We start from the raw sequence: 15,437 nt of genomic DNA, 5'->3' as shown, positions 1-15,437 counted from the left end.
TCCATACAAAGGCAGAGACATGCCGTTACGCGACGAGTTTTCCTCGCACCACCACCTTGCCCGGCTTGATCTCGGGTTCGGCAATACGACAGATCGCCAGATTCAACGCTTGCCAGGCGATCTCGTGCAAATCATACGAAATGCAGGAGAAATGAAAACCGTAGATCTCGGCATGCGAAACCTCATCAATGCTGAACAGCACACGTCCTGCATCAACGGCAGCCGATATTCGATGCAGGCCTTGATGATGCCCAGAGAGATCTGGTTATTGCAGCCCACGAAAAAGTCCGGGGCGCGGTGATTGGCCAGCTAACGGCTCGTCTCTTGCCAGGCGACGCCCATAAAGAAACTGTTGTTCGGCACCGATTTTCCAATCCAGCCGGGCGAACTGTTTCAAACCACGGTCGACGACATCCGGCGAGCGGGTTTGCCGGAGGAAGATGTGAACGCCATTTTGGATCGCAATGCGGCTGTGCTGTTTGGGTTGCAGAATGTGAAGCGGCCCACATAGGTTTGGCCGCGTTTACGGCACGATGTGTTCACCGCTCTGAAAATACTCACCGATGACGCTTTCCAGCATCGCCACCGCCGGTTGACTGGCGGCCGTGGCAGAACGGAGCAGTTGCACTTCATGTGGTGCGACCGACGGCAATTCGTCGAGTATCCGCATCGCCGCCGAAACCCGTGCGCGGTCGAGCAGCGTGACGGCCAATCCTGCCTCGATGGCAGCCGCCACCACGCTGGCCGAAGGGCTGCTCACAACCACTCGCCAACGCCTTCCCGCCCTGGTCAATGCATCGATCATAGCCTCACGATAAGGGCAATCGGCGGCATGCAACGCCAGCGGCAGTGGCCGGTTAGCCTGCAGCGCCAGCGAACGGCCTCCGGCCCACACCGGCGCAGTCACCGCGAGCGGTGTCTGGCACGGTTTCCCCGAGGGTTGAACCACCAGCGCGAGATGCAGCCGATTACGGCCAACTTGTTCCGCCAGCGCCTGACTGGCAGCGGTAGAGACCTCCAGTTCCACCGCGGGAAAACTGTCGGCAAACCGCGGCAAAATATGGCGTATCACATGGGAAGCGTACTCATCAGGCAACCCCAATTTGATATGGCCGCTTAGCGGCGCGCCCCGCAGTTCCCGCAGAATATCGTCATGGGCGCTCAACAGCCCGAGCGTCGAAGCCAGCAGCTTGTTGCCCAGCGGCGTCAACGCCACGGACTGATTGTCACGCTCCAGCAAGCGGCCGCCCGCCACCTGTTCCAGGCGCCGGATATGCACGCTCACGGCGGCGGGGCTGCGATTGACAAATGCCGCCGCCGCGCGAAATTGCCCCAAACGCGCAATAGCGTGAAAAGTGCGCAAGAGATCGATATCCAATGTCGGCCGCATGATTTAACTCCATTAAACAACTGAACGAAAATCATTCGATTTATTAAATTATAGCCACTCACTACCATCGGGCGGAAAGGAGGTGACCATCATGTCCCTGCCACCATTTCGCCCCTCTTCCCACCGAGGCAAAGCCGCCCTCTGGCTGGCTGCGGCCGAGGTCCTGCTGATCGTGGCCTGGAGCTCCGGCTTCGTCGGCATCCGCTTCGCCGCCGATTACGCGCCGGTGTTACTGGTGGCGTTCTGGCGCTGCGTGGTGGTCGCGTTCGCGTTGCTGCCGCTTAGTGTGCGCGCCATCAGGCGCGCATCTCCGCTGACGATAGCTGTTCACGCCGGGATTGGGTTGCTCGCCATGACCGGTTACCTGACCGGCGTCAGCAAAGGCATCGAATATGGCGTGCCGGCCGGGTTGGCCGCGCTCATCGCCGATTTGCTCCCGCTCGGCACCGCGCTGCTGAGCATGCTGTTGCAACGCCGCTTGCCCGATGGCCGCGTTTGGTCCGGGTTAGCCCTGGGGGTTAGCGGGGTAACGCTGGCGACCGGCAGCGCCATCTCATGGGGAGATGCCCCATTGTGGAGTTACCTGTTGCCGCTGGCGGGGATGTTGGCGCTGGCGCTGGCAACGCTGTGGCAGGAACGGCTGCCGCAGACGCAAGCAATGAGTTTGCCAGCCTCGCTGGGGATACAAAGCGCGGTTTCCGCGCTGGCTTTCGCCGCCATGGCCGGCGCGGAAGGCCCGCTGCTGCCAACGGTAACGACGGGGTTTGTGATCGGCGTGCTTTGGACCGCGCTACTGGCGACGCTGGCCGGCTACGGTCTGTACTGGTTTTGTCTAAGGCTCACTTCTGCGCTGCGCGTGACGAGCCTGCTGTTTCTCAGCCCCTTCGTCACCTTCTGCTGGGCAGGGTTAATGTTCAATGAACCCCTTTCCTGGCCCATGCTGCTAGGCGCGGCGGTGGCGGGAAGCGGTTTATGGCTGCTAATCCGTCCCGCCGGGCGGGATGAGCCCAAAACAGCGCAACGCGCTGAAAAATGACGGATAAGGCGAAAGGCGGCGCCGTTATGCGACGAGTTTTCCCCGCACCACCACCTTGCCCGGCTTGATCTCGGGGTCGGCAATACGACGGATCGCCAGATTCAACGCTTGCCAGGCGATCTCTTGCAAGTCGTGTGACACGCACGGGAAATGAAAACCGTAGATCTCGGCATGTGAAACCTCATCGATGCTGAACAGCGACACCTCCTGCATCAACGGCAGCCGGTGTTCGATGCAGGCTTTGATAATGCCCAGGGAGATCTGGTTATTGCAGCCAACGAAAAAGTCCGGGGCGCGGTGATTGGCCAGCCAACGGCTCGTCTCTTGCCAGGCGACATCCATAAAGAAATCGGCATACAGCACTTCAAACGACGCCACTTTCCCTTGCAGCGCCGCCTGCAGCCCTGTAACCCTGTCCCGTGCAACGTTGGAGTTCTCCGGCCCGGACACCACCACCACCCGCTGCGCTTTCTGTTCCAGCAGCCAGCGCCCCGCCTGAAGGCCGCAGTCCAGGTTATCGATATACACCCCGCTGCAGTGGCGATTGTCCAGCTCACGGTCGATCAATACCACCGGGATATTCAATGTTTCCAACCGCTTTAGATAGGAAGGCTGGTACAGATGATCGTTGGAAATGACCGAGAGAATGATCGCATCGACGTTGTAGCCAATCAGTTTGTCGATGATTCTGTCTTCGCTTTCCTGAGACTCATAGGAATCGAACACCAGGGTGTCATATCCCATTTTTTGCGCTTCAAGCGTCATCAACCGCGTCAGGCCGCCAAAGAACGGGTTGGCCATATCAGGGTTGACGATGCCGATGGTTCTGCTGCTTTTCGCCCGCAGGTTGCGCGCCGCAGCATTGACCACATAACCGAGTTCGGCAGCGGTCTCCCGAATGCGGCGCAGCGTTTCCGGATGAACCTTGTCCGGCTGTGAAAATGCCCGCGACGCGGTGATTTTACTGACGTTTGCCTGTGCGGCCACGCTAGCCAGCGTCGCTTTCCGTCCTCGCCCCACCGCCAAATGCAGCTCCTTAGCTTAAAGTTATCATTTTGTACCATTAACAACATCATGACAGAACTTTCATCGTGGCGCTAATGGTTTACGCCTGCCAGCCGGTTAATCCGGGGATCGGTAAAGATATCCAGCTCGTCACGGCTCTCGGAAGAGAACTCGGACACCACCGCCCCCCGCTTTCCAGCCTGAAACCAGTGCCGGGTATTGGGCGCGATGGTATATTGTTCGCCAGGCCGCAAGAGGATATAGCGATTGCAGGTATACCACTGCTCCGCGCCTTCCGGCACCCGGCATACCGGTTCACCGCCGGCGTCATTAAGCGTCAGGTTTTCATCGTCGACAAACAGAAACACCTCGCCCCAACGGCAGCGAAACGTCTCTTGCTTGCCGGGCGTGCCGGCAAAAGGAGGATGCAAATGCTCTGGGCAAGTCTGCTCAGGAAACAGCACCAACTCTTTCGCACAATACCGAGGTGAGTTGACATAGGTCAGCAGCTGCAGCCCTGAGACAGGATAGTCGGCCAAGCCAAACGTCGCAATTTCAATACGTTGCTGTTCTTCTTCGGTCAGAACGATGTCCGCCTCGCGCAAATATTCCAGCGTAGCGGCTATGGCACGTTGTTGTTTGTTCATCATTTCCCCTGCAAAGTAACGGTATCGATATCAGAATACTGATATTAAAACCGTCATTACATCGCCGATTTTGTGATCTTCATCCCCATATTGAATAACAACCCACCAGTAAAATTAACTCCCATCGAGTAATTCCAACATCGATCACAGTTTAACCACCCGCTTTAGCCCACTATCGCCGCATTGAAATGATATCGTTACCATAAAAATGATTCACCAGGAGGCAATATGAAAGCATTAGTGTTGGCCAAAGCGGGGGAAATCGCTATCGAGGACGTCCAGCTTGCCGAAACGCTGGGGCCCGATGATGTGCAGATAAAAATTCATTCCGTGGGCATCTGCGGCAGTGATGTGCACTATTACCAACATGGCCGCATTGGCCCGTTCGTGGTTAACGCCCCGATGGTGCTCGGCCATGAAGCTTCTGGCGTGGTGCTCGCGACAGGTAAAAACGTCACTCACCTCAGTATCGGCGATCGCGTTTGCATGGAACCCGGCATTCCGGATCTCAACTCGGCGCAGACGCGCGCCGGCATTTACAACCTTGACCCGGCCGTGCGCTTCTGGGCGACGCCGCCGGTGCACGGCTGCCTGCGCGAAACCGTCATCCACCCCGCCGCCTTCACGTTCAAATTGCCGGACAACGTCAGTTTCGCCGAAGGCGCCATGGTGGAACCCTTAGCCATCGGCATGCAAGCAGCCACCAAAGCCGGGATCAAACCCGGCGATATCGCGCTGGTGATCGGCGCCGGGCCGATCGGCGTGGTCACCGCTCTCGCGGCGCTGGCGGGCGGCTGCTCGGACGTCATTATTTGCGACCTGTTTGACGAAAAACTCGCCGTTGCGGCCAGTTATGAGGGGCTGCACGCCGTCAATATCAAAACCGGCGACCTGGCGGGGAAAGTGGCCGCGCTCACCAGCGGCAATGGCGCCGATGTCGTGTTTGAATGCAGCGGCGCAAAACCGGCCATCGCTACGCTGGCCGAACATGCGGCGCCAGGAGCGACCGCCGTGCTGGTCGGCATGCCGATCGATGCCGCGCCGATGGATATCGTCGCCGCGCAGGCCAAGGAAATCACCTTCAAGACCATTTTCCGCTACGCCAACATGTACCCGCGCACGCTGCGACTGTTGAGCAGCGGCAAATTGCGCGTCCAGCCGTTGATAAGCCAAACCTACAAGTTCTCCGACAGCGTGGCCGCCTTCGAGCGCGCGGCGGCGGGACATGCCTCGGACATCAAAATCATGCTGGAAATGGAGTGATCCTATGGCGCTCTATGCTGGCATAGACTGCGGTACGCAAGGCACGAAAGTCGTGATTGTCGACAGCACACAGGGCGTGATCCTCGGTGAGGGCAACGCCCCTCACCGTCTCATCAGCCAAGCCAATGGCCGGCGCGAACAGGAGGCCGACTGGTGGATTGAGGCGCTGGTCATCGCTTTTCGCCAAGCCGTGACTAACGCCGGCGTTGATGCACGGGAGATTCATGCTCTGGGGGTCTCGGGCCAACAACATGGGTTTGTACCTCTGGACGCAGACGGCAACGTGCTGCACAGCGTCAAGCTGTGGTGCGATACCGAAACCGCAGATGAAAACGAACGGCTCCTGCAGCAGCTCGGCGGTGCCAACGGCTCGCTGGAAACACTCGGCCTGCGGATCGCCACCGGTTATACCGCGTCAAAAATCCTTTGGTTCAAGACACACCATCCGGCGTTGTGGGCAAAACTGCACACCGTATTGTTGCCTCATGATTATTTGAACTTCTGGCTGACCGGAGAGCGCGTAGCGGAATACGGTGACGCTTCCGGCACCGGGTTGTTCGATGTGCGCACCCGTAGCTGGAGCAAAGCCGCCGTCGATCTCATCGACGACAGCGGCCGTCTGTGGCAAGCCCTGCCGCCGCTCAAAAATGCGGAGTGCTGCATCGGCACGGTGCGCCCCGCCGCGGCGGAAAAACTCGGCCTCAGCCCAACGGTGCGGGTATCGACCGGCGGCGGCGACAACATGATGGCGGCCATCGGTTCCGGCAACATCGAGGCCGGCACCCTCACCCTGAGCCTGGGCACCTCCGGCACGCTGTTCGCCTGGTCTGCCGCCCCCGTCGCGGCGGAATCAGACATGATTGCCGGCTTCTGCTCCAGCACCAACGGGTGGCTGCCATTGATTTGCACCATGAATGTCACCTCGGCCACCACCGCGGTACAAACGCTGCTGGACGAAGACCTTGCCGGCTTTAACGGTTTATTGGCGCAGGCCTCACCCGGCGCAGGCGGTGTCGAGATGCTGCCGTTCTTCAATGGCGAACGCGTTCCGCCGCTGCCTCACGCGCGCGCCAGTCTGCATAACCTCGATAGCGACAATTTTACCCGCGCCAATCTCTGCCTGGCGGTGGTCGAAAGCGCCACCTATGGCCTGCGCTATGGCATCGAGCTGTTTCGCCGTCAGGGCATTGAAGCGCGCGAGATCCGCCTCACCGGCGGCGGCGCTCGCAGCGCCGCCTGGCGACAAATCGTCGCGGACGTGATGGGGTGCCCGGTGGTCTGTCTGAAAGCCAAAGAGACCGCTGCGCTGGGCGGTGCCATTCAGGCGATGTGGGCGACGACGTTGGCCGACGATCCGCTGCGGAATGCCGGCGCGTTGCTGTCCGAACTGTGCCAACGTTTCGTTGCGCTGGATGAGGCCACACGTGCACGGCCACATGCCGGCAGACGGGCGCAATACGAGACGCTTTATCAACGGTACCTGCAACGCTTGCAGCAGACCTACCCGGAGGTGCAACTGTGACGCGAGATCCCCATACGCAAGCGCCCGCCTACCTGCTGGAGGTCAGCGGCGTCAGAAAAGCCTTTGGCCCGGTCGTGGCGCTCAAGAATGCGGAGTTTTGCCTGCGGCGTGGTTCCATCCATGCCCTGTGCGGCGGCAACGGCGCGGGTAAATCCACCTTTCTCAGCATTCTAATGGGCTTTATTCAACCCGATGGCGGCGACATTTTTATCAATGGCCAACGCTGTGAATTTCATCATCCCCGGGAAGCCCTCAACGCCGGCATCGCCATCGTGCAGCAGGAACTGAGCGCGATCCCGGATCTGACGGTGGCCGAAAACATTTGGCTGGGCCGTGAGCCGAGACGCCTGGGGTTCGTCGATTTCGCCACGCTCAATCAACGCACCACCAGCCTGCTCAAGGAACTCGATTTCAAGATCGACGCCCGAGAGAAAATGCGCAACCTGAGCGTCGCCGAGCAGCAGCTGGTCGAGATCGCCAAAGCGCTGTCGCATGCCAATGCCGACATCATCATCATGGATGAACCCACCTCGGCGATTGGCGAGGAGGATGCGCAAAAAATCTTTCAGACGCTTCAGCAATTGGCGGCGAAAGGTAAAGGCATTATTTACGTCTCTCACCGTTTGTCAGAGATATTTCAAATTGCGGACAGCTACACCATTTTCCGCGACGGCGCCTATATCCATGAAGGCTATATCGCCGACATTACCCGTGAGCAGTTGATCGAACACATTATCGGCGGCGAGTACGACAGCGAGTTCGCCAAATTCAATCAGCCCGGCGAGGAGGTCTTGCTGGAGGTCAACGGCCTGTGTTGGCGCAGCAAGATAAAGGATATCAGCCTGCAGCTTAAGCACGGTGAAATCCTGGGCATCTACGGGCTGGTGGGATCGGGCCGCAGCGAATTTCTCGATCTTATCTTCGGCATTCAGCATGCCGACAGCGGCACGATCCGTTTGGGCGACAAGACGCTGAACCGCCATTCCCCGCGAGAGGCCATCGACAGCGGCATTGCCTACGTGACGGAAGATCGCAAGGAAACCGGCCTGGTGCTGTGCCGTTCCGTCAGTGAAAACATCAATATCGCCTCTTTTGCCGGCATCAGCCGAATGGGGTTCGTCAGCGAGAAACGGGAGCAAGCGCGAACCCGCGACATGATCCAGCGCTTCAACGTTAAAACCCACGATGGCGAACAGCCCGTGGGCAACCTGAGCGGCGGCAACCAGCAAAAAGTGGTGCTGGGCCGCTGGGCGCTGCTGGATCCGGAGGTGTTGTTGCTCGACGAGCCGACGCGCGGCATCGACGTCGGCGCCAAGAAAGAGATCTATCGATTTATGTCGGAGTTCGCCTTGCAAAACAAGGGGATCATCATGGTTTCCTCCGAGCTTTCGGAAATTATCGGCATGAGCGATCGCATATTGGTGTTTCGTGACGGGCAGTTGGCCGGTGAGCTTTCGGCAGCCGATGCGACCCAGGCAGCACTGATGAAACTTGCGGTTTAACAGAGAGAGAAAAAAAATGAGCAGCGCCCACTCCTTATCACCAGGAATTTCATTTTTCACCCGCAATAAGCGCCGTATGCACAAATACGGCATTATCATCGCCTTCTTCGCGCTGTGCCTGATCGTGGCGCTGATTGGCGAATATCAGGTCGCCCAGGGGGCCTGGAGCAGCAATTATTTTCTCAGCAATGAAAACACCCTGATCGTCCTGCGCCAGGTCTCGATCAACGGCATTCTGGCGATCGGCATGACCTTCGTCATCATTACGGCCGGCGTCGATCTCTCCGTGGGCTCGGTGCTGGCGCTAAGCGGGATCGTCGCCGCTCGCTTCGCCACCAACAACAGCGGATTGGCTATCGGCGACACCGCGACCGCCGTCATGGCGCCGCTGATCGTGGCGCTGGGCATCGGGATCGTCTGCGGCCTGGTGAACGGCACCGTGTTGGCTCGCTACCGGCTGCAACCCTTTATCGTCACCATGGGCATGCTCTCTGCGGCGCGCGGTTTAACCATGTTGACCACCAACGGCAATCCGGTTTCGCAATTGAACAGCGATTTCCGCTGGTTGGGCAATGGTTATGTCGGCGGCGTTCCGGTGCCGGTCATTATCTTCATCGTGCTGTTCGCCCTCGCCTGGCTGGTGCTGAATAAAACCCTCTTCGGGCGCTACATCTACGCCGTCGGCGGCAACCCGAAAAGCGCGCGCACCTCGGGGATTAACGTCACGCGCATCAAAATACTGGTGTATACGCTGTGCGGCGCGCTGGCCGGCATCGCCGGCCTGATCCTCACCGCACGCACCGGTTCGGCGCAGACCAACGCCGGCGCAGGGTATGAGCTGGACGCCATCGCAGCGGTGGTGATCGGTGGCACCAGCATGGCCGGCGGCGTCGGTACGCTGGTCGGCACCTTCTTCGGCGTGCTGATTATCGGGGTGATGAATAACGGCCTCGATCTGCTCGGCGTGCAATCGTATTACCAACAAATTATCAAAGGCGCATTGATCGTTCTTGCCGTCTTGCTCGACCCATCGCGTAAGCAACAGCGCGATTAATAACATCAGACCCAACTCTACCAGGAGAAAACCATGAATAAGACCAAGATAGCGTTGTTTGCCTCTGCCATGATGCTCGGTAGCCTGTCGGCAGCTCAGGCCGCCCCGGTAAAAATCGCGGTATTGATGTACGGCAACAAAGCCGAGTTCGTGCAATTGATGGAAAGGTTCGGCAAGGAGCACCCGGCGGTGAAAAGCGGCGAAGCCGTGCTGACCTTCTACGATGGACGTTATGATGCCTCGGTGCAAAACGATCAGGCCGCCACCGCTATCCAGACGCGCGCCGATGCCATTATCGTCAACCCGATGGATTTTGAGGCCAATATCGATATCGTCACTAATGCCAACGAAGCCAAAATTCCGGTGGTGGTCACCAACGCGCGCCTGAACACGGACGCGATGACGTCTGAAGTAGTGTCTAATGACGAGTTGGGGGGATACCTGGAAGCCAAAGCCGTCCTGGACAAACTCGACTGCAAGAACCGAAAGGTGAACGTGGTGATTATCGAAGGCCCGAAAGGCGGCAGCGGCGAGATCCAGCGCGGCAAGGGCAATGATAAAGCGATTGCCGAGTGCGGCGTCGGCCAGGTCACGGTACTTGAACGTAAAACGGCCAACTGGTCACGCGCGGAAGCGCAGCCGCTGATGGAAAACTGGCTGCAGAAACACCGGGGCAAAATCAACGGCGTGATTGGCCAAAACGACGAGATGGCGCTGGGCGCTATCGAGGCGATCAAAGGCGCCGGCCTGAATGTGAAGGACTTCGCGATTGCCGGCGTTGACGGCGTTTCCGACGCGATTCATGCGGTGCAGGCCGGTGAAATGGTCTCTATTCTGCAAGATGCCAAAGGCCAGATGCAGGGCTCCATCGACGTCGCGCTGCGCGCCGTGAAAGGGGAAAGCTATCAACCGCAGTCGGAGATCTGGAAGCAATACGCCAAGGATCTGAAATGGGAGGGCGGCACGCAAAAGCATTACTACATTCCGTGGACCGTCGTTACCGCAGAGAACGCCCAGTCGCTGTTGGACGCTCGTAAATAATTTCCCCCGCCCCCTGCCTTCAGGGGGCCCCGCTGGGGCGCTTGCCTGCAAACAAAAAAAAGCCAGCACGGAGTGGCTGGCTAAAAAGTTCTTCGAGGGAATATCTTGTGCGATAAACATACGCCTTTCACTGCGGGCTTTACTAGCTATCAGTGCGATAGGCACCCCCAGTTAAAATCAACGCCTGCATATCGGTGAACATCGCTTCCCATTCCGCCTGATCGATATCCATCAAACCAAAGTAACGCAGCATAAAGGCGCCTTCCGTGGCGAGAAACGCCAGGCGCGCGCGCTTGCCTTCTTCCGTCGTCAAATCCAAACCGGCGATGCGGCTGCGATACCATTCGCGCGTGCTCGCCAGATGCTCCGGCGTTTGAATCAGCGTCGCCATCAGCCCGGCGGCCTTGGCGCTGGCGGTCTGATCCGAGCTTTGCGTCGCCAGCATATGCGCCCGCACGCCGGTCTGCGGTGAAGGATCGTCACCGGCGATAGCGGCGAACAGCGTCTCGTAGGCACTGCCCCAGCGATCGAACATGGCGTCAATCAGGGCGTCTTTGCTGCCGAAACAGTACTGCACCCCGCCCTTGGAGATCCCCATCGCTTTGGCGACGGCGTCGATGGTCAAACCGGCGGCCCCCTGAGTGGCGACGATCTCTTCGGCGGCGTCCAAAACCTTGTCGCGATCGATGCTGCGTTGACGTCCCATTAAGAAACCCTTCTTTTCAATACAAACGTATGGATATATATTATCACCAGTATATCATCCGGCATCGCCGGATGGGTTACCCGAATGGCGGCGCCTTCGCGCCGCCTACTTTAACTGGATTATGACTTATGTACGCCAAGAACCGCTGGTTGATCCTGACGATGGTCGCCAGCGCCCTGTTCCTGATCGTCATCGATATGACGGTGCTCTATACCGCTCTGCCGCGTTTAACCCAGGCGCTGGACGCCAGCGCCTCGCAAAAACTCTGGATCGTCAACGCCTACCCGTTGGTGGTGGCCGGTCTGTTGCCTGGCGCCGGCATGCTGAGCGATCGCATCGGCCATAAACGGCTGTTTCTCGCCGGGCTGCCGGTGTTTGCCGTCGCGTCGCTGTGCGCCGCTTTCTCGCCTACCGCCGAGTGGCTGATCGCCGCGCGGGTATTCCTCGCCGTTGGCGCGGCAATGATGATGCCCGCCACGCTGTCCATCGTACGCCACGTCTTTACCGACGAACGCGAACGCGCGCTGGCGATCGGCATCTGGGCATCGGTGGCCTCCGGCGGCGCGGCCATCGGCCCGGTGGTCGGCGGCCTGCTGTTGGAATATTTCTGGTGGGGCTCGGTGTTCCTGATCAATGTGCCGGTGGTGTTGCTGGTCTGGCCGTTGGCATGGAAACTGATCCCGCGCTGCGGCGGCGATAACCCGCGCCCCGCCGACATCGTCGGCTCGATACAGATCATGATAGGCCTGGTCGGCGCTATCTATGCGCTGAAAGAATTGAGCAAGCCGGCGCCTGACGTCAGCGCCTTGCTCGCGGCGGCCCTGATCGGCATCCTGTTCCTGGCGCTGTTCGTGCGTCGTCAGCAGCGCAGCGCCCACCCGATGATCGATTTCTCTCTGTTCCGCAACCGGCTGTTCGCCGGCGGCATCGGCGTGGCATTGCTGTCGATGGTGGCGCTGATCGGCGTCGAGCTGGTGCTCAGCCAACGCTTGCAACTGGTGCTCGGCCTCAGTCCGCTGCAGGCGGCGCTGTTCATCTTGCCGATCCCGCTGGCCTCGGCGTTGGCGGGGCCGATGGCCGGTTTGCTGCTGCCGCGCTACGGCGAACGCAGCATTATCCTCGGCGGTTTCGCCCTGACCGCCGTCGGCATTGCCGCCCTCGCCCTGTTGTCTCAGAGCGGCATAGCGCCGCAGCTGGTGAGCCTGGCGCTGGTGGGCTTCGGCCTCGGCGGCGTGATCACCGCCGCTTCCACCGCCATCATGCTGAACGCGCCGGAGGAGAAATCCGGCATGGCGGCGTCCATCGAAGACGTCTCCTACGAGCTGGGCGGCGTGCTGGGCGTGACGCTGCTCGGCGGGCTGATGACGGCGGTTTACAGCCACAGCCTGGCGCTGCCGGCGGAGCTGCCGGTCAGCGATTTAGCCTACGACAGCATCGACGAAGCGTTGCGCCTGGCGGCCGGAATGGCGGCCGATCGAGCGCAGCAGTTGACGCAGCTGGCGCGTCTGGCCTTTGATCGCGCCTTTATTTCGGTACTGATCGCCGCCGCGCTGTTAATGGCGCTGGGCGCAGGTGTGGTAAAACTGGCGATGCGCAAGTAACCGAGAAAAGCGGCTTTTTTCGCCTGCGGAACCTGCGTAAACTGATTCGGCAATTTGCTCGGCGGATTTATCGTCATCGGTTTGAGCGATGGCAATAATGCCTGTTATCGTATTTAACCCTGCGATAAATCCGGTTACTGTAACAGCTATGGAAATTGATTCTGTCTACTATCGGAACAAATAATCAGGAGAAGATTATTATGGCAACGGCAAAGAAAGCAGCGAAAACCCATATCGGCCTTGACAGTAAACAATCGGCAAAACTCGCCGAAGCGCTCAATGCGCTGTTGGCAAACTATCAGGTGCTGTATATGAACGTGCGCGGCTATCATTGGAACATTACCGGCCCGCAGTTCTTTGAACTGCACGCGAAATTCGAAGAGACATATAACGATCTGCTGACCAAGGTAGATGAGCTGGCGGAACGTATTCTGACGTTGGGCTCGCAGCCGCGTCACGCTTTCAGCGATTATCTGAAAACCGCCGACATCAAGGAACACACCAACGTGACCGATGATAAGGGTACGCTGCGCGGCCTGTTGGAAGGGTATTCAATCTTGCTGCAACAGCAGCGTGAGCTGCTGACGGTGGCGGCAGACGCCGGCGACGAAGGCACCGCGTCGCTGATGAGCGATTACATCAAAGAGCAGGAAAAACAGGTCTGGATGCTCAACGCCTATTTGGGCAAATAACTCAGACACCATAACAAAACAGTCCCTTACGGGACTGTTTTCGTTTTACCACTCGCAGGATACCGCAAACAGCAGCGCGCGCCGATGCTGATCGTCCAAGCGGCGCCGCACCCGGATAATATGGCGATTGCTGCACGACTGGCGCTCCAGCCAGCGATGCCGCCGACGTTGGCTCTGCCGCAACATGCGCCAGCGGCCCACTTCATTTCTACTGCGTCTCATAATTCCGTCACTCGTTCGTCTAATGCCAACCGCGGGCATTATAGCCCTTTCAGCCCGCGATCCAAGCCGCCGTTATCGGCGACATCGCAGGCGTCGCGCCGCTAAAAGCCGCCCTTTCGATTTCGGCAAGTGCCTTAACTTCATCATATTTATGTAACATAAGCGCCGATAAAAGGTTTCGCCTTGCCCGATCTGTGCGTACACTCATCATTGGTGGTTTGCGAACGGGATTTTTCGCCTTTATGACAACATTTTATACCGTAATCAGTTGGCTCATGGTGTTCGGCTACTGGCTGCTGATCGCCGGCGTGACGATGCGCATTTTGATGAAACGCCGTGCGGTTCCCTCTGCCATGGCCTGGCTGCTGGTTATCTATATTCTGCCGCTGTTCGGCATCGTCGCCTATTTATCGTTCGGCGAACTGCATCTGGGCAAGCGCCGTGCCGAGCGCGCCAAGGCCATGTGGCCGTCGACCGCGCGCTGGCTGAAAGAATTGAAAGAGAGCCGCCGCATCTTCGCCACCGAATACAGTGAAGTCGCCGAACCGCTGTTCCAGCTGTGCAACCGCCGCCAGGGCATCGACGGCGTCAAGGGCAACCAGCTGCAGCTGCTCACCACTACCGACGACACGTTGAAAGCGCTGATCCGCGACATCGAGCTGGCGCGCCACAACATCGAAATGGTGTTCTATATCTGGCAGCCCGGCGGCCTGGTCGATCAGGTGGCCGAATCGCTGATGGCCGCCGCGCGGCGCGGCGTACACTGCCGCCTGATGCTGGACTCCGCCGGCAGCCTGCCATTTTTCCGCAGCCCCTACCCGGCGATGATGCGCAACGCAGGCATCGAAGTGGTCGAAGCGCTGAAGGTCAACCTGCTGCGCGTATTCCTGCGCCGCATGGATCTGCGCCAGCACCGCAAGGTGGTGCTGATCGACAACTACATCGCCTATACCGGCAGCATGAACATGGTCGACCCGCGCTATTTCAAGCAGGATGCGGGCGTCGGCCAATGGATCGATCTGATGGCGCGCATGGAAGGCCCGGTGGCCACTACGATGGGCATCGTCTATGCCTGCGACTGGGAGATTGAAACCGGCAAGCGCATTCTGCCGCCGCCGCCGGACGTCAACATCATGCCGTTCGAGCAGGAAAGCGGCCATACCATTCAGGTGATCGCCTCCGGCCCCGGCTTCCCCGAGGAGATGATCCACCAGGCGCTGCTGACCGCGGTTTATTCCGCTCGCGAACAGCTGATCATGACCACGCCGTACTTCGTGCCGAGCGACGATCTGCTGCACGCCATCTGCACCGCCGCTCTGCGCGGCGTTGAGGTCAGCATCATCGTGCCGCGCGACAACGATTCGATGATGGTGCGCTGGGCCAGCCGGGCGTTCTTCTCCGAGCTGCTGGAAGCCGGCGTGAAAATCTATCAGTTCGAAGGCGGCCTGTTGCACACCAAGAGCGTGCTGGTCGACGGCCAGCTCAGCCTGGTCGGCACTGTCAATCTGGATATGCGAAGCCTGTGGCTCAACTTCGAGATCACCCTGGTGATCGATGACGACGGCTTCGGCAGCGATCTGGCCTGCGTGCAGGAAGACTATATCGCCCGTTCCAAACTGTTAAACGCCAAAGAGTGGCTGAAGCGGCCGTTCTGGCATCGCCTGGTCGAGCGCCTGTTCTACTTTTTCAGCCCGTTGCTGTAAAAGCCGCGGCGAGCGTGCTTTAATAGCGCCAAATCATTTGTTATCAGGATTTT

General features: G+C 59.1%; 15 protein-coding genes and 1 pseudogene. 10 read left to right on the top strand and 6 right to left on the bottom strand.

Annotation, left to right across the window (positions count from 1 at the left end; all coding sequences use genetic code 11):
- Positions 1 to 25: 25 nt before the first annotated feature.
- Positions 26 to 348: pseudogene (locus ACOWVD_RS03030) on the bottom strand (substrate-binding domain-containing protein); the annotation flags it as partial.
- Positions 349 to 352: 4 nt separating this feature from the next.
- Here ACOWVD_RS03030 and ACOWVD_RS03025 point away from each other — a divergent pair.
- A complete protein-coding gene (locus ACOWVD_RS03025; protein ID WP_021503833.1) occupies positions 353 to 511 on the top strand; it encodes an amidohydrolase family protein in 159 nt (52 codons plus the stop codon).
- Between the two features lie 12 nt (positions 512 to 523).
- Here ACOWVD_RS03025 and ACOWVD_RS03020 read toward each other — a convergent pair whose 3' ends face one another.
- Positions 524 to 1,390, bottom strand: a complete 867-nt coding sequence (locus ACOWVD_RS03020) for a LysR substrate-binding domain-containing protein (RefSeq protein ID WP_164094886.1) — start codon at positions 1,388 to 1,390, stop codon at positions 524 to 526.
- 91 nt (positions 1,391 to 1,481) lie between these two features.
- Between ACOWVD_RS03020 and ACOWVD_RS03015 the strand changes: the two genes are divergently transcribed.
- Entirely contained in the window at positions 1,482 to 2,426 is a 945-nt protein-coding gene (locus ACOWVD_RS03015) for a DMT family transporter (RefSeq protein ID WP_049242977.1), read from the top strand.
- Between the two features lie 24 nt (positions 2,427 to 2,450).
- Here ACOWVD_RS03015 and ACOWVD_RS03010 read toward each other — a convergent pair whose 3' ends face one another.
- Entirely contained in the window at positions 2,451 to 3,413 is a 963-nt protein-coding gene (locus ACOWVD_RS03010; RefSeq protein ID WP_021503836.1) for a LacI family DNA-binding transcriptional regulator, read from the bottom strand.
- A gap of 110 nt (positions 3,414 to 3,523) precedes the next feature.
- Complete coding sequence (locus tag ACOWVD_RS03005) at positions 3,524 to 4,078, bottom strand: D-lyxose/D-mannose family sugar isomerase (RefSeq protein ID WP_021503837.1); 555 nt, start codon at positions 4,076 to 4,078, stop codon at positions 3,524 to 3,526.
- 228 nt (positions 4,079 to 4,306) lie between these two features.
- Between ACOWVD_RS03005 and ACOWVD_RS03000 the strand changes: the two genes are divergently transcribed.
- From ACOWVD_RS03000 to ACOWVD_RS02980, 5 genes are all read left to right on the top strand, one after another.
- On the top strand, positions 4,307 to 5,341 hold the full coding sequence (locus ACOWVD_RS03000; RefSeq protein ID WP_004932112.1) for an NAD(P)-dependent alcohol dehydrogenase: 1,035 nt from the start codon (positions 4,307 to 4,309) through the stop codon (positions 5,339 to 5,341).
- A gap of 4 nt (positions 5,342 to 5,345) precedes the next feature.
- A complete protein-coding gene (gene xylB, locus ACOWVD_RS02995) occupies positions 5,346 to 6,863 on the top strand; it encodes a xylulokinase (protein WP_197842859.1) in 1,518 nt (505 codons plus the stop codon).
- Positions 6,860 to 8,365, top strand: a complete 1,506-nt coding sequence (locus ACOWVD_RS02990) for a sugar ABC transporter ATP-binding protein (protein WP_004932117.1) — start codon at positions 6,860 to 6,862, stop codon at positions 8,363 to 8,365. Before xylB ends, ACOWVD_RS02990 begins: the two co-directional genes overlap by 4 nt.
- Before the next feature lie 76 nt (positions 8,366 to 8,441).
- Positions 8,442 to 9,419, top strand: a complete 978-nt coding sequence (locus tag ACOWVD_RS02985; RefSeq protein ID WP_016927501.1) for an ABC transporter permease — start codon at positions 8,442 to 8,444, stop codon at positions 9,417 to 9,419.
- Positions 9,420 to 9,452: 33 nt separating this feature from the next.
- Complete coding sequence (locus tag ACOWVD_RS02980; protein ID WP_004932124.1) at positions 9,453 to 10,460, top strand: substrate-binding domain-containing protein; 1,008 nt, start codon at positions 9,453 to 9,455, stop codon at positions 10,458 to 10,460.
- A 142-nt stretch (positions 10,461 to 10,602) separates the two neighbouring features.
- Here ACOWVD_RS02980 and ACOWVD_RS02975 read toward each other — a convergent pair whose 3' ends face one another.
- Positions 10,603 to 11,166 carry a TetR/AcrR family transcriptional regulator gene (locus ACOWVD_RS02975; RefSeq protein ID WP_021503841.1) on the bottom strand — a complete coding sequence of 188 codons (564 nt, stop codon included), beginning with the start codon at positions 11,164 to 11,166 and terminating at the stop codon, positions 10,603 to 10,605.
- Positions 11,167 to 11,294: 128 nt separating this feature from the next.
- Between ACOWVD_RS02975 and smfY the strand changes: the two genes are divergently transcribed.
- On the top strand, positions 11,295 to 12,767 hold the full coding sequence (smfY, locus tag ACOWVD_RS02970; RefSeq protein ID WP_197799029.1) for a multidrug efflux MFS transporter SmfY: 1,473 nt from the start codon (positions 11,295 to 11,297) through the stop codon (positions 12,765 to 12,767).
- Positions 12,768 to 12,967: 200 nt separating this feature from the next.
- On the top strand, positions 12,968 to 13,459 hold the full coding sequence (locus tag ACOWVD_RS02965; protein WP_004932132.1) for a Dps family protein: 492 nt from the start codon (positions 12,968 to 12,970) through the stop codon (positions 13,457 to 13,459).
- A 45-nt stretch (positions 13,460 to 13,504) separates the two neighbouring features.
- On the opposite strand, the gene ACOWVD_RS02960 is transcribed toward ACOWVD_RS02965, so the two are convergent.
- Positions 13,505 to 13,681, bottom strand: a complete 177-nt coding sequence (locus tag ACOWVD_RS02960; protein WP_025159792.1) for a YciY family protein — start codon at positions 13,679 to 13,681, stop codon at positions 13,505 to 13,507.
- Between the two features lie 242 nt (positions 13,682 to 13,923).
- Between ACOWVD_RS02960 and cls the strand changes: the two genes are divergently transcribed.
- Positions 13,924 to 15,384 (top strand): cardiolipin synthase, encoded by a 1,461-nt coding sequence (cls, locus tag ACOWVD_RS02955; RefSeq protein ID WP_004932137.1) that lies wholly within the window; start codon positions 13,924 to 13,926, stop codon positions 15,382 to 15,384.
- Positions 15,385 to 15,437 lie beyond the last annotated feature (53 nt).

It is taken from the genome of Serratia sp. SA088, from assembly GCF_049065515.1.
GTDB lineage: Bacteria > Pseudomonadota > Gammaproteobacteria > Enterobacterales > Enterobacteriaceae > Serratia > Serratia nematodiphila.
Note: the sequence above shows the minus strand (reverse complement) of the source record. Positions and strands in the feature narration are given on the sequence as shown.